Origin of the sequence: Wolbachia endosymbiont (group A) of Andrena helvola (assembly GCF_964028415.1) — a bacterium.
Classification (GTDB): Bacteria; Pseudomonadota; Alphaproteobacteria; order Rickettsiales; family Anaplasmataceae; genus Wolbachia; species Wolbachia pipientis.
The window spans coordinates 746,746-762,299 of sequence record NZ_OZ034779.1; the positions used below are offsets into that span (position 1 = coordinate 746,746).

At 36.8% G+C, this 15,554-nt stretch carries 12 protein-coding genes and 1 pseudogene; 8 read left to right on the forward strand and 5 right to left on the reverse strand.

Going from position 1 to position 15,554, the window contains the following annotated elements:
* Positions 1–26 precede the first annotated feature (26 nt).
* Positions 27–1,106, reverse strand: a complete 1,080-nt coding sequence (locus ABWU73_RS03920; protein WP_265017711.1) for a hypothetical protein — start codon at positions 1,104–1,106, stop codon at positions 27–29.
* 263 nt (positions 1,107–1,369) lie between these two features.
* Entirely contained in the window at positions 1,370–3,847 is a 2,478-nt protein-coding gene (locus tag ABWU73_RS03925; RefSeq protein WP_264329690.1) for a valine--tRNA ligase, read from the reverse strand.
* 249 nt (positions 3,848–4,096) lie between these two features.
* On the opposite strand from ABWU73_RS03925, the gene ABWU73_RS03930 reads away from it, so the two are divergent.
* Complete coding sequence (locus ABWU73_RS03930; RefSeq protein WP_341810302.1) at positions 4,097–5,353, forward strand: hypothetical protein; 1,257 nt, start codon at positions 4,097–4,099, stop codon at positions 5,351–5,353.
* 50 nt (positions 5,354–5,403) lie between these two features.
* Here ABWU73_RS03930 and ABWU73_RS03935 read toward each other — a convergent pair whose 3' ends face one another.
* Positions 5,404–5,919: a gamma carbonic anhydrase family protein gene (locus ABWU73_RS03935; protein WP_264329687.1), complete on the reverse strand. Its 516-nt coding sequence runs from the start codon at positions 5,917–5,919 to the stop codon at positions 5,404–5,406.
* 144 nt (positions 5,920–6,063) lie between these two features.
* On the opposite strand from ABWU73_RS03935, the gene secG reads away from it, so the two are divergent.
* The 4 genes and pseudogenes from secG to ABWU73_RS03955 all read left to right on the forward strand — a co-directional run.
* Positions 6,064–6,384, forward strand: coding sequence for a preprotein translocase subunit SecG (gene secG, locus ABWU73_RS03940; RefSeq protein WP_264329686.1), 321 nt, complete (start codon positions 6,064–6,066; stop codon positions 6,382–6,384).
* Complete coding sequence (locus ABWU73_RS03945; RefSeq protein WP_264329685.1) at positions 6,384–7,988, forward strand: CTP synthase; 1,605 nt, start codon at positions 6,384–6,386, stop codon at positions 7,986–7,988. Before secG ends, ABWU73_RS03945 begins: the two co-directional genes overlap by 1 nt.
* A gap of 25 nt (positions 7,989–8,013) precedes the next feature.
* Positions 8,014–8,421 carry a nucleoside deaminase gene (locus ABWU73_RS03950; RefSeq protein WP_209472967.1) on the forward strand — a complete coding sequence of 136 codons (408 nt, stop codon included), beginning with the start codon at positions 8,014–8,016 and terminating at the stop codon, positions 8,419–8,421.
* 64 nt (positions 8,422–8,485) lie between these two features.
* Positions 8,486–9,213: pseudogene (locus ABWU73_RS03955) on the forward strand (IS5-like element ISWpi1 family transposase); the annotation flags it as partial.
* 35 nt (positions 9,214–9,248) lie between these two features.
* On the opposite strand, the gene ABWU73_RS03960 reads toward ABWU73_RS03955, so the two are convergent.
* Complete coding sequence (locus ABWU73_RS03960; RefSeq protein ID WP_264329420.1) at positions 9,249–10,337, reverse strand: IS481 family transposase; 1,089 nt, start codon at positions 10,335–10,337, stop codon at positions 9,249–9,251.
* Between the two features lie 232 nt (positions 10,338–10,569).
* On the opposite strand from ABWU73_RS03960, the gene tsaD reads away from it, so the two are divergent.
* On the forward strand, positions 10,570–11,577 hold the full coding sequence (gene tsaD, locus ABWU73_RS03965; protein WP_265017708.1) for a tRNA (adenosine(37)-N6)-threonylcarbamoyltransferase complex transferase subunit TsaD: 1,008 nt from the start codon (positions 10,570–10,572) through the stop codon (positions 11,575–11,577).
* Between the two features lie 441 nt (positions 11,578–12,018).
* Positions 12,019–13,107, forward strand: coding sequence for an IS481 family transposase (locus tag ABWU73_RS03970; RefSeq protein WP_264329420.1), 1,089 nt, complete (start codon positions 12,019–12,021; stop codon positions 13,105–13,107).
* Positions 13,108–13,350: 243 nt separating this feature from the next.
* On the opposite strand, the gene ABWU73_RS03975 is transcribed toward ABWU73_RS03970, so the two are convergent.
* Entirely contained in the window at positions 13,351–14,487 is a 1,137-nt protein-coding gene (locus tag ABWU73_RS03975) for a cysteine desulfurase family protein (protein ID WP_264329523.1), read from the reverse strand.
* Positions 14,488–14,642: 155 nt separating this feature from the next.
* Here ABWU73_RS03975 and ABWU73_RS03980 point away from each other — a divergent pair, with 155 nt between their 5' ends.
* Entirely contained in the window at positions 14,643–15,341 is a 699-nt protein-coding gene (locus ABWU73_RS03980; protein ID WP_209473125.1) for an alpha/beta hydrolase, read from the forward strand.
* Positions 15,342–15,554: the final 213 nt, after the last annotated feature.

Below are 15,554 nucleotides of genomic sequence, written 5' to 3' on the forward strand. Positions count from 1 at the left end.
GTGTACAACTGTACTCAAAATGTGCGTTAGCTATTGGTCGAGGTAAAGCATCCACTGGAATATCCGGAATCACATGAAGCATCATTCAGCTTTTTACATGGCGATCTTATTGGAGTGGATATATAAGGTGGTTTTGGTTTCGGGAACTGTTTATTAACAGACTCATTTTCACCTATTCCTTCAAGTTCTGATAAATGTTCACTGCTTATATCTGAAGAAATGGAATGACTTTGCTCGTCTTCCTGCCCAATTACTGCTTGCAGACGTTCAACTTTTCTTTCCAAATCAGATTTATGTCTTCTTAATTTACTGCATTCGTCACCCAAATATTTTTCGCTACTTTTCAACTCACTGTTATTATCGCGCAACTTTTCATTTCCTTTTCTTTCTTGATCCAAAAGTTTTTTTAACTTTCCGATCTTATCAAGATTTTCAGTTTTTTCCTCTTCTAATTCCTTGCATAGTTTTTCTTTTTGTTCTAAATCTGCAGCTAGCTGGATCGTTTCTTGCGCTTTTTCACTTAACTTTTCTTTCAATCGTCTTTCTCTTTTTACTACATCCCCTAATTCAGATTGTAAACAAGAAGTTTCACCTTTTTCTTTTCTTAACTGCACTGCTAATTCTTCTGCTTTTTTCCTGCTCTTTTCTAAACATGTTTCCAATTCTGTTATTCTTTCTTTTAATAAAGGAGCTAAAATTCCTTTATCTTTTAATTCATCTAACTGCCTTTTTAAGGAATCTATTTCTCTTTGAGGTTGAAATAATTCCTCTATTAAAGAATCCACTCTTTCATTCAATCTTGTATTTTCATCACGTAACTCTTGGTGTTCAAAAGAAAGCATCTCCTCCCTATGTTTTAACTGATCTTCTACTTTTGCACTCGGTTCTGTATTTTGAATACGTAACTCTTGTATCTTCTTATCCAGATTCTCTATTTCACTTTTTAATTCCTGAATTTCACTATTCTTATCACTTAACTCTTTTATAGCACCATCTAATTTTTGCTGTGCCTTACTCTCTGATTGTTGTTTTACGCTTTCTAACTCTTGCTCTTTCTCAGCAAATTTATTTTTCTCAACCTCTATTTTCTTATTATTACTAATCATCTTGCATGAAAGTGCGAGTATCAAAGTAGATAGTATAGATAAACTCAAAGCAACAGGAAGAGCTACATTAAAGGCTGCAATTGGAGATAAGAATGCAACATAAGGAGCAACAGCAAGTGTCCCAGAGCAAGCAATACCAAAGTAGCAACAGCACCAGCTATAAGATATGGTGCATTGGTTTTACTATACAAATCCCTCATTATTCCTTCACACTAATAATGATTATAATAGCATGGATATTAAAGGAAGTAAAGCTATAAAAATCAGTATAAGTCTATATTCACTATGTATTTTCTGTCTTCAGTTTCAAGCTCAGACTGCATCCACTCTATCGTTTCCGCATTGCACACTGCCTGCAAATCATCCTGTGCGGATTGATCCAACTTATCCTCTTGTACGCTCGCTTTTATCATCAACTTTTTTATCAGATGCTTAACTGATACATTATTATCTGCCTTCATCTTTCTGATAATGTTTAATATCTGAATAACATTATCTCCCATTTCCTCTGAATATTTATCGTAGATAAGTTCTTCTTTGCTCGGCCAATTACTTTGATTGTGTACAGAATTATAACTATACAACTGGTGGTATATCTCTTCTGTAATGTAAGGCAAGAAAGGTGCAAATAACCGCAAAATAATATTCAGTACATACGCCAAGCTTTGTTTTGCACTTAAACTGCTTCCGTACGCACGTTTTTTTACTAACTCCAAGTAACTATCACAAAAATCCTTCCAAAAAAATTCCTCTATTACGCCCAAAGCTTCGCAGTATTCAAATTGTAATAGGTTGTTCGTTGCTCTTTCTATAACTTTGTATAACTTAGACAATATCCACTTATCCATTGTCTCGTGAGCAGAATTTATGCTCATCACTTGATGCTTTTCCATGAACATGGAAACGAACTTGCTAGCGTTCCAAAGTTTTGTAACTAGGCGCTTGCCAATTTTGAATATATTTTCAGAGTAGACTGTATCAACTCCAAGCCTTGAGTTCGCTGCCCAATAGCGCACTACATCAGCTCCATAAGTTTCAAGTATTACATGAGGAGTGATGATGTTACCCTTTGATTTACTCATCTTTTTCTTATCATCTGCTAAACACCAACCGCTGATCATAATGTTTTTCCAAGGTAAAGAATTTGCATGATAATGTGCCTTTAAAATAGTATAAAAAGCCCAAGTTCTTATTATCTCATGGCTCTGGCTGCGCAGATCTGCAGGAAATATCGTATCATAGCGATGATTTGGTAAGCTAAACTCACTGTTTACTGCCAGTGCACTCAGTTGAGGAGTAATTGAACTTGTGGCCCAGGTATCCATTACATCTTGATCTGGGATAACCTCTTCTTTGCTATACCCTTTTGGCAAATCTTTGAGTGGATCAATAGGTAGGGCCTTTATTTCAGCTAGAATAATTTTACCTTCTTCTCCCTTACGTTTGGAATACCATGCTGGAAATGGCACACCAAAATAGCGCTGCCTTGAAATGCACCAGTCCCAATTTAGCCCTTCTATCCACACTTCCATGCGTTTACGCATATTGCTTGGATACCAATTGCATTCTTTTACTTTATCTAATACTTGAGCTTTTTGCTCTAAGGTCTTGATAAACCATTGATAAGTAGGCAATATCTCAAGTGGTGCACCAGATCTTTCTGCACACTTAACAGAATGAGAAATGTTAGTGCTTTCTACCAAAAGTCCTTTTTCAGTTAGGATTTCGATTATCCGCTTTCTTGCTGCTGTAACTTTCAATCCATTTATTTCATTTAGTATATCGTCTGTCATCCGAGTAGCTGACACTGGAATCCATGTTTCTTCCTTCTGACCATGTACTGAATGAAGGTTCATCCTCCCATCCTGATCGATGATAATTTTCATCGGTAGATTATGCTTTTGCTGCCAATATATGTCGAGTTCATCACCAAACGTACAGCACATAACAAGCCCAGTGCCTTTATCTATTTTAACCTTATCATCAGCTATGATTGGAATTTTTTCCTTTGTTATTGGCACTATGGCTGTTTTTCCGATTAGATGAGTGTAGCGCGCATCCTCTGGATGACAAAAAACTGCAACACATGCGGGAAGTAACTCAGGCCGCGTAGTTGCAATGTTGATCTGCTCATTTTCTTGAGTAGAGAAAACTATCGTGTTTAAGGATGACTCAAAAACTTTATCTTCTATTTCTGCTTGCGCAATTGCTGTTTTATCAACCGGGTCCCAAAGGATGGGCTGCATTTTTCTATATGCATACCCTTTATTATATAGATCAATAAACGACATCTGTGAAAGCGTCACAGTTTCCTTGCTGATCGTGTGATATTCCAAATCCCAGTCATAACTAATGCCGACTGATTTAAATAGTTCCTTGAATTCTTGCTTTGATTTTTCAATAACCTCATGGCACATCTCTATAAATTTTTCTCTGCCAACTTCTTTTGCACGGGTTTTATAGGTTTGTTCAACCAATCTTTCAGTGGGAAGCCCATTATCATCAAACCCAATTGGGTAAAACACATCTTTTCCCAGCATGCGCTGAAACCTTGCAATAAAGTCCGTGTGGCAATAGCTAAATATATGGCCAATATGGAGTTTTCCCGATATTGTCGGCGGAGGTGTGTCTATAGTGAAAGTGTTATCCTTTTCACCATTCCATTTATAAACTTTACTTCCTTCCCACAATATGTTGCATTTGTCTTCAACTTCTTTAAAGCCGTATTTTTCTTTTAACATAAATATTTCTCAATTTTAAACCTTAAGCTAGCAACGTCATACCGCCGCGGTATCTCTAGATCCCGCTAACAAGCAGCGGAATGACGATGGTCGGTAAACCTAAATTACTTTAGCTATAGCACAATTACGGCAATTTTACGCCAAAATTTTTTGTTTACGAACATAAATTTTCTATGCTATGATAAAAATATTACTTGACCTTAGGTTCTAAGGGTATTATGTAATGTTAAATTATAATTGAGGTTCGTTATGCTAAGCTTAAAGAATGGTACAATACAGGTTGCCGATGATAAAATAGTGCTTGTTATAAAAAAAGATGATTATGAAGAATTTAAAAAGTATAAAAACGTAGATAAGAGTGGTGCTATAATTGATGACAAGTTTTATGTGGGCTGTACGCTAAATGATCAACAACTATATATTACTGGTTCTTATCCTCAAGAAGAACTAGGAGATAATACAATCATGAATGTAAAATCCGTTGGGAAAAAGGGTGGCAAATATTTTAGTCGCCTAGAAGAAATGAAAAATCTGTTAGGCTTTAACGATGGGAAAGAGGAGATTATGGTAAAAGCCCTATCTTGCCATCCCACAGTACAATTGTTAGAAGAGAAAAATGTTAAAACAACAGAATTGGAAGCTGCAGAAGAGCAGTTAAAGGGGAAAAATGAAGAATTAGAAGCTGCAAAGAAGAAAGCTGAGGAGGAATTGAGAATTAAAACACAAGAATTACAAGATCAATTGGACACAGCTCAGCAGGAAAAACAAGACTTAGAAGCTGAAGTGGAAAAACTAAAGGCAATAGATTCTACAGCGTTGCAGCAGCAGTTAGAAGAGAAAAATGCTAAAATAACAGAATTGGAAGCATTAGATGCTGTGGCGTTACAGCAAAAGTTAACAGAGAAAGAGAATGAAATAACAGCATTAAAAGCTCAACCAGATGCTGCTGTTACGAAGTTAGAGGGTGAAAAAACAACACTAACAAATAAAATAAAAGATTTAGAAGCACAGTTAAATAACCAACCAAATGCTGCTCAGTTAAAAGATAAAGACGAGAAAATAAAAGATTTAGAAGCACAGTTAAGCAACCGACCAGATGCTGCTCAGTTAAAAGATAAAGAGGATAAGATAAAAGAATTAGAAGCTAAAATAAACCAACCAAATGCTGAAGTTGAAAGCCTAAAGAAAGACTTACAAGCTCGAAATGCTCGAGTTCATCAGTTAGAGAAGGAAAATAAAGAACTAGAAGCTAAAAACAAAACAACTGAGCAACCAAAACAAGGCAATGGAGCACGGTACACTGCTACTGTTGGTATGGGTCTTGCTGCTGAACTGATAGCATTTACTGCACTTGAACGTACAGTTAAGTTAGAGATGTTAGTAATGATTGGTATAGCAGTAGCATCTGCACTCGTAGCCGGTGGTATTACATATGCAGTATTACCTAGTACTCAAGTAGATGGGGCAAAAGCACAAGAAGTAAATGAGAATGGGAAAAAGAAGTAACAAGGGTTAAGCCGAAATGTACGTGTCAAGTAAAACACTTGACGCGAACTTCAGTTTTTATATTCCTTCATTAGCATAATATAATTTTGTGCTGATTGTGTAATATGTTTAATTTCTTCATTCAACATTTTTTTGAAGAACTTTGCTGGCCTGCCAGCCCATATTTCTCCACTTTTTATTACTTTTCCATGTGTCACTAGCGAGCCAGCAGCTACCATAGCTTCAGACTCCACAACTGCATGGTCCATCACGGTAGAGCCCATACCAATAAACGCCTTATCATGCACCGTGCATGCGTGCAACACACAAAAATGTCCCACTGTTACCATGCTGCCAATAATTGTGTCACCACCTGGGTTTCTATCCACATGAATTACCGTTCCATCTTGAATATTTGTTCCATTACCTATTTTTATTGATCCAACGTCCCCTCTGATTACACAATTAAACCAGATGCTTGCATCTCTTCCTATTTCAACCTTGCCTATGATATGCGAACCACCTGCGATGAAAGCACTTTCGTCTATTTTTGGTTCATAATCTTTGTATTTTAAAATGTGATACATATTAAGCCCAAAGTCTTATGCATATGTTAATCAAAATAAGGTAAGCAGTAAATACATACTTAGATTTCAAACTACTTGGGTGACAGATGTTCTTGACTTACGTGCTTTGTACTGCTAAGATTTTTATTTTCAGCCCTATCTATAATGTCAGTAGCGGTATTAAGTATATTTCAAATAATATTGGTTGTTGTGTTAGTAATTTTAGTGCTCTTGCAGCCGCCTGGAAGTAGTTCGTTAAGTGGTTTTAGTAATACACAACATGGGGTCAATTCGATGATTCCGGTGAAATCTTCTGAAAACCCGCTCAGCAGAATAACGGCTATTGTTGCTGGATTGTTTATTATAAACACATTGCTATTGTCAGGATTATGTTCAAAAGACGTACATAAAAAATCGATCGCAGAAAAAATTATATTAGAAAAAAAGCAAGAAAGTGAATCTACTTCTGTTCCATTTGAAAATTAATGAAGGAAGCTAAATTTATCTTTGTCACAGGTGGAGTTGTGTCATCGCTTGGTAAAGGCTTAGTTGCTTCGAGTGTTGGTGCGCTTCTTCAAGCTCACGGTTTTAAGATCCGTATCAGAAAACTTGACCCGTATCTCAACATTGATCCTGGGACAATGAACCCAACTCAGCACGGAGAGGTATTTGTTACCGAAGATGGTGCTGAAACTGATTTGGATCTTGGGCATTATGAGCGTTTTACTGGAATTAAAGCAACAAAAGATGACAATATAACAACTGGTAAGATATATCATGAGTTATTGAAGAAAGAGAGGCGTGGTGATTATCTGGGCAAAACTGTGCAAGTCATTCCTCATGTAACAGATTTGATCAAATCGTTCATTTTTAATGGTACGGAAGGTTTAGATTTTGTAATATGTGAAATAGGTGGAACTGTAGGTGACATTGAAAGCCAACCATTTTTGGAGGCTATACGCCAAGTTAACTACACATTAGGAAAACAAAGAGTTATCCTTATTCACTTAACTTTAATACCATATCTTACCGCAGCGCAAGAATTAAAGACAAAGCCAACGCAGCATTCAGTTCGAGAGTTAAATTCCGCGGGGTTACAACCAGATATTATATTATGCCGCAGTGAGAAAGAAATTTTCGATAATCAAAGAGAGAAAATAGCTAAGCTTTGCAATGTTTCTTTATCCAATGTGATACCTGCTCCTGATGTGAGTCATATATATGAGTTACCGGTGTTGTATAGCCAATGTGGGCTTGATACGCAAATTTTGGAGCACTTTCATTTAAGTAAGCCAAGACCAAGCTTGACTGAATGGGATCAAATAGTGCATTCCATAAGGCACCCAACACAGGAAGTTACTGTGTCTATAGTGGGAAAATACACCGAATTCCCTGATGCGTATAAATCACTAGTTGAAGCATTAAATCATGGTGCGATTAGTAATAAAGTCAAAGTAAGGATAAATTGGGTTAACTCAAGAGAGAAGGAAGAAAAACCTATAAATGAAAAACTTATAGGAGAGAAATTACAGAATTCTCATGCAATCCTTGTTCCAGGGGGGTTTGGTGATGACGGAGTAGAGGGTAAAATATTAGCAATAAATTATGCCCGTACAAATAATATCCCATTTTTCGGAATTTGCCTTGGTATGCAGCTTGCAATTATTGAATTTGCTCGTAATGTTGTTAAGCTTGAAGATGTACACTCTGAAGAATTTCGTAACTGTAAACATCCAATCGTTAAGTTAGCTGGCGATCAAGATGACGATCTTGGTGGAACCATGAGACTTGGGGCATACAAATGTAATATAAATGCAAACTCTAAAATGATGGATGCATATAGTAACACTACTATTTCAGAAAGACACAGGCATAGATACATAATCAATTCAGATTATAAAGATGATTTGGAAAAAAATGGGCTGCTATGCAGTGGCATATCAGAAGATGGAACGTGCATAGAGGCAGTGGAGTTAGAGAGTCATCCGTGGTTTATTGGTGTGCAGTTTCATCCAGAATTTCAATCAAAGCCGTTTTCTCCTCATCCTCTTTTCGTGTCGTTCGTTAAAGCAACAATTGATAAGAAATAAGTGCCTAGTGTTTAAGTATCAATATATGGAGCTTGCCATAGAGCAAGCCAAACTCGCTCAAAAAAATGATGAGGTGCCCATAGGTGCTGTAATAGTGAGTGGAGACAATATCATTTCTTCTGCACACAATATATCCAGCGATCCAACTGCACATGCAGAGATGTTAGCGATCAGACAAGCATTTTCAACTCCCACGCTTTGTGATGCTGATATGTACGTAACATTAGAACCATGTCCGATGTGTGCTCAAGCCATTTCCTTTGCCAGAATTAAACGATTGTACTTTGGAGCTTATAATCCAAAAGGTGGAGGAATTGAAAATGGTGCTAAGATATTTCAATTTTGCAGCCATATACCTGAAGTTTATGGTGGGATATTAGAAACAGAATGCTCTTTTTTGTTAAAGGATTTTTTTGAGAAATTGAGAACATAGTTTAAGAGGTTGTCCGGAAACAAGTAAAAGGCTATAATATCTGAAATTTTAGTACGGGGTAAAGATGAGAAAAAAGTATCCAACAGATCTAAGCGAAAGGGAATGGGCAAGAATAGAAAAACACTTCAGAGTATCATACAAGAAAGGAGGAAGGCCGCCAAAGTATAGCAAAAGAGAAATATTAGAAGCAATTTTCTATGTATTGCGTACAGGGTGTCAATGGCGGTATTTACCAAATGATTTTCCGCTATGGAAGACTGTGTATGAGCAGTTCAGGCAATGGAAGAAGCAGGGAATTTTTGAGAAAATGAATTATGAAATTACAAAATATAGTAGAAGAAAAATAGGAAGGAATGAGCAGCCGAGTGCCTGTATAGTAGATAGTCAATCTGTAAAGACTACAGAAAAGGGGGGATCAAAGGCTATGATGGAAGTAAAAAAGTAAAGGGTAGAAAAAGGCATATAATTACAGACACTCAGGGTTTTATACTAGGTTGTTACGTAGGCGCTGCTAACGAAAATGATAGAGATGGTATTAAAATAGCATTAAACAATATGAGAACAAAATATACTAAAGTTAAAAAAATGTGGGCTGACATGGGATACCAAGGAAGAAATTTAAAGAATCACATAAAGGAAGAATATGACATAGATATTGAAATTGTTAAAAGGCCTCCATGTAGATTTTGGGTGCACAAAGATACGCCACCTGAGCTACTACCAACAAGAGAACAAGGGTTTAAAGTACAGCCAAGAAGATGGGTTGTAGAAAGGACTTTTGCTTGGGTTAATATGTAATAGTTCAGACTTGATCTGACAGGCGTGAATTAACTGACAGAAGAATTGACAAAGTCAAAACCAAAATCAGCATCCTGTTTAATGCTATCAATATTTTTCTGATAAGCAATATGCATACTATCAAAAAAGGTTTGCATAGGTGTCTTACCATAGCAATATTTACCTGAATGCGGTCGAGATCTATTGTAAGAATGCACCCAATGGTCTACATCTAGCTGAAGCTCTGCCAAAGAGGTGTAAATTTTCTTTCTGAAGATAATATTGTAGCATTCATCTTGCATAGTTCTGTGGAACCTTTCACAGATGCCATTAGTTTGTGGAGAACGAGCTTTGGTTCGAGAATGATCAATATTTTCTACCCCCAAATACAGCTGGTAAGCGTGATTTTCAGGTCTGCCACAGTACTCTGTACCACGATCCGTCAAAATGCGTAGCAATGATACTTTCTGTTCATCAAAAAACGGTATCACCCTATCATTGAGAAGGTCTGCAGCTGTAATAGCAGTCCTTTCTGTATAAAGCTTAGCAAAAGCAACTCTAGAGTAGGTATCAACAAAGGTTTGTTGGTAAATTCGTCCAATACCTTTGATATTACCCACATAATAGCTATCTTGGCTACCCAAGTATCCTGGATGTTCTGTTTCAATTTCTCCATGGGCCTCTTTTTCTTCCTTAGCCTTCTCTAGAGCTGTTATCTGCTCTTCTGTTAAGATAATGCCATCTTGAGCTACTTTTGCTTCTAATGCCTTTAACCTCTTTTTGAAATTCTCAAGATCGTTTCTTTGCCACACTGATCTTATTCCACTTGCAGAGATGAGAATTCCTCTCTTTTTCAGTTCGTTTGCTGCTCTTTCTTGTCCATACGCTGGAAATTCTATTGCTATTTCAATTACTGCTTTTTCTATATCCTCCGATACCCTATTTGCATATAATGGCTTGCTTTTGCTTATCTCGTGTAAAGCCTCTTCTCCTCCTTTTTCATACAGTTCTTTGAAGCGGTAAAATGTATCCCTTGAATATCCCATTACCTTACACGCCTGTGATACATTTCCTAATTGCTTTGCAAGTTCTAGCAATCCCAACTTTGGTTTTAGTATTTTTTCTTGTGTTGTACTCATATCTGACACTCCTTTAAAATTTATTCATATTTTTATCTTACTTTGTTCGCCTGTCAGATCAAGTCTGAACTATTACAAATGAATGTTCGTACAGTTGTGCGCGGTATCTCATCAGCTAACACGTAGCGGAATGACGGTTGTCGGTAAATCTTTTAGCTATAGAAGTTAACTTTGCAGTTAACTTCTACAGCGTTTCAAAGTATAGTTTTGGTAATACAGTAACTAAATATACATGAAAACCATTTTAGCTGTTGAAACAAGCTGCGACGAAACTGCAGTAGCGATTGTAAATAGTGACAAGCAAGTCCTTGCTCACAAGATTCTTTCTCAAGTAGAACACAAAAAACGCGGTGGGGTGATTCCTGAGATAGCTTCACGTGCTCATATGGAACATTTAAGTGGCCTGATAAAAAGCGCTGTAAAAAAATCTAACCTTAACTTTTGTGAACTCAATGCAATTGCAGCAACATCAGGACCAGGACTCATAGGTGGATTAATAGTTGGTACAATGATGGCTAAAGCAATTGCGCATGTAGCACAAAAACCGTTCATTGCAGTGAATCACTTAGAAGCGCATGCATTGGTTATTAGGTTACTGCATGAGGTAAAATTTCCATTTTTAGTCCTATTAATATCAGGTGGTCACTGTCAATTTTTAATTGCACAGGATGTAGGCAAATACGTTAAACTTGGAGAAACGCTTGATGACTCGCTGGGTGAAGCGTTCGATAAAGTTGCTAAGATGCTGGGTTTAAGCTACCCAGGAGGCCCATTAATTGAAAAGTTGGCTAAAAAAGGCAATGGCACAAGATTCAAACTGCCAAGGGCAATGATAAAACGTTCTGGATGTAACTTTTCGTTTTCTGGAATTAAAACAGCAGTAAAAAACTTAGTGCAAGAACTGAAAATGAGCGAGCAAGATGTGTGTGATGTATGTGCTTCGTTTCAAGAGTGTATTAGTGACATACTGCTGGACAGGGTTAGTAATGCGATTATTATAGCCGAATCTTTAAATATCAAAATCAATGACTTTGTGATTACCGGCGGAGTTGCAGCAAATAATTTCTTGAGAGAAAAATTAAAACAACACATAAACTTAAACATATTTTTTCCCCCTAACGACCTATGTACAGACAATGCAATTATGGTTGGATGGACAGGAATTGAAAGGTTACAGAAAAATTATATAGATCCACTTAATTTTGCACCAAGACCTAAGTGGGAGTTAGAGAGTTATTAAAAGCTCTCAATTCTGAATTATAGCTAAAGTGACTTAGGTTCTCTAATTGCACATAAGTCAACAATAATTTTCACACAAATCAAAACAGCATATCTTCTCCATAATCCTTGGTAATTTTACATAAGTTAAAAGTAGCATATGGTTCTCTCCGCGGTCTGAGATGACAATAAATTTGTCAAGCCGCATTATACTTGTTAGGCGGAAGTGGACGGCAACATACTTACCACGAAGTCTAACTAAGTTCTTGCTTGTCCCTTCCATCGGCATTGCTATCTTTATTTTCAATAAAATTATTGTCCTATGCTCTTTTGATGTTTATTGATAATAAAATTCTGTTTTATCAACCAACATCCTATGCATAATTTGTAATAGTTCAGACTTGATCTGACAGGCGAACAAAGTAAGATAAAAATATGAATAAATTTTAAAGGAGTGTCAGATATGAGTACAACACAAGAAAAAATACTAAAACCAAAGTTGGGATTGCTAGAACTTGCAAAGCAATTAGGAAATGTATCACAGGCGTGTAAGGTAATGGGATATTCAAGGGATACATTTTACCGCTTCAAAGAACTGTATGAAAAAGGAGGAGAAGAGGCTTTACACGAGATAAGCAAAAGCAAGCCATTATATGCAAATAGGGTATCGGAGGATATAGAAAAAGCAGTAATTGAAATAGCAATAGAATTTCCAGCGTATGGACAAGAAAGAGCAGCAAACGAACTGAAAAAGAGAGGAATTCTCATCTCTGCAAGTGGAATAAGATCAGTGTGGCAAAGAAACGATCTTGAGAATTTCAAAAAGAGGTTAAAGGCATTAGAAGCAAAAGTAGCTCAAGATGGCATTATCTTAACAGAAGAGCAGATAACAGCTCTAGAGAAGGCTAAGGAAGAAAAAGAGGCCCATGGAGAAATTGAAACAGAACATCCAGGATACTTGGGTAGCCAAGATAGCTATTATGTGGGTAATATCAAAGGTATTGGACGAATTTACCAACAAACCTTTGTTGATACCTACTCTAGAGTTGCTTTTGCTAAGCTTTATACAGAAAGGACTGCTATTACAGCTGCAGACCTTCTCAATGATAGGGTGATACCGTTTTTTGATGAACAGAAAGTATCATTGCTACGCATTTTGACGGATCGTGGTACAGAGTACTGTGGCAGACCTGAAAATCACGCTTACCAGCTGTATTTGGGGGTAGAAAATATTGATCATTCTCGAACCAAAGCTCGTTCTCCACAAACTAATGGCATCTGTGAAAGGTTCCACAGAACTATGCAAGATGAATGCTACAATATTATCTTCAGAAAGAAAATTTACACCTCTTTGGCAGAGCTTCAGCTAGATGTAGACCATTGGGTGCATTCTTACAATAGATCTCGACCGCATTCAGGTAAATATTGCTATGGTAAGACACCTATGCAAACCTTTTTTGATAGTATGCATATTGCTTATCAGAAAAATATTGATAGCATTAAACAGGATGCTGATTTTGGTTTTGACTTTGTCAATTCTTCTGTCAGTTAATTCACGCCTGTCAGATCAAGTCTGAACTATTACAAGCTTGCTAGATCCAAGTAGTCAGGACACTGGAATGACACCATAGGGGCACTGCCGTCATAAAGGAACCAGTGTCAGCTACTTGGATGACAGCTAGCCTAACAACCGTCATCCCGCTGCTTGTTAGCGGGATCTAGAGATACCGCGGGGTTGTAAAGTAATTTTTTACATCTAATGCTCGGCCAGTGCCTGCATGATACCACGTATTATCTATACCAAGGTGTTCTGCTTGTAGATATTATACCAACAATCCACTATTTTTTTTATGTCTTGTGGTTTAGTTTCTGGACCTATACTGATTCTAATTGAACACTCTGCTTGCTCTTTTGTTGCCCCCATTGCAAGCAAAACATGGGAAGGCTCAACTTTTCCAGAAGAACATGCGGAGCCATTACTAACTGCAATATGATTCAAGTCAAAATGCATAAGCTGCACATCACTCTTTACTCCTGGCATATAAATAAAACTTGTGTTTGGCAGCCTCTTAGAGTTTTTACCGAAGATTCTTATGTCACTGACAAGATTTAATAATTCACACTCTAATTGATCACGTAGCTCCTTTACTTCATCCATTTTTGATAGAAGGTCTGGAATATTTTGCAGTGCAGCAGAAAGGCCTGCAATCGCAACAATATTTTCCGTACCACCACGAAATCCCTTCTCTTGTCCACCACCTATTATAATAGGTTCTATCGCAAGTTCTTTATTGAATATTAAAACTCCACTGCCTGCTACACCGCCAAATTTATGGGCGGATAAAGTGAGTAAATCCACTCCTAAATCTTCCATATTAACTTTAATTTTCCCAACACTTTGAGCAGTGTCAGTGTGGCAAATTGCTCCAAACTTGTGTACTATTTTAGCCATTTCCTCAATAGGTTGAATAACTCCGGTTTCGTTATTTGCCATCATAACTGAAACTATTGCTTTGTTTCCTTTAAGTTCGCTTAGAATTTTTTCTAGCTCTAAAAAGTCAACAATGCCCTCCTGATTAACAGGTATTATATATGGATTACATGCAGAATTAAGAATTGAAGGATGCTCTATAGCTGAAATTATATGCAGGTAGCCTGCTATTCCTCTCATAACAAGGTTATTCGCTTCAGTTGCACCAGACGTAAAAACTATTTCTTTATCACTTGAAACGCCAATAGCACCACGTACGTTATCTCTTGCATCCTGAAGAATCTTCCTCGCTTCTTGTCCTCTCTTATGTAGTGATGATGGATTGAGCGTTTGTTTTGACAAGACCTCAAATATACTTTTTTTTACATTTTCACTAATTGGAGCAGTTGCATTGTAATCAGCATATACGCAACCACTATTTTCTAAAGAGAATGGACTCATCTGTCACTTAAATAAGTTTACCATCAACTATAGCCATAACTATGTACGTTAGCTTTAACACGATAAAAAATTTATTGCAAAAACAGCGAAATTAATACATAATTAATAACTCACGTCATTAATACCTGTCAAGCGGGTTCTTATTAGGGGTTACCATGGTTGAAGTTTTTTTGAATAATGCAACAAGAAAGATAGAAGGTGAATACCACCAAAGCAAAGATGCCAACGCGCCGGTTGTGCTGGTTTTACATCATCATCCTCAATATGGTGGTAATATGGATAGTAAAATTGTACATAGTACATATACGTCTTTTATCGATAACAATTTTTCTGCATTGAAAATTAACTTTCGTGGTGTGGGAAAATCTACCGGAACTTTTGATAAGGGTATAGGAGAATTAACTGACGCTGCGGTAGCCATTGATTGGCTTCAGGAACATAATCCTAGCAATGTTCCAATTTGGATCGCTGGTTTTTCTTTTGGAGCATGGGTGGCTATGCAGCTAACAATGCGCCGCCCTGAGATAGTGGGTTTTATTGCTCTTTCTCTTCCGGTAACTAAGTACGATTTTTCTTTTCTTTCTCCCTGTCCAGTTTCTGGGCTTATAATACAAAGCAGTAATGATACAATCTCAGAAGAAAGCGATGTAACAGAATTAGCAAAAAGGTTGATAAATTCAGTAAGAAGTGATCACATGAAATACTATATAATAGATGATACTAATCACTTTCTAAAGGATAAAGAAGAGGAAGTGACTCAAATCGTGGACAATTATATAAAACTGCGCTTGAATAGTGCAACTATTTCTTCTCAAAAGGTCAAAAAAGAGGTAAGGGTAAAAGAATATGCCTAATCTTTACAAACAAGAGAAATGAGTGTAGTAATATAAATGAAAAGGTTTTGTTATGTTTAAAAAGCTATTATTTTTTGTTTTAGCTGTGTTTATGTTATCGGGGTGTTCCCTAAGTAAACAGCGTAAGTTAAAAAGTCCGTGTATAAAAAGCAATGAAAGCATTTCATGCGAGTTGTACTCTGTTAATGATCATTGGTTAGATAAGTATAGGGC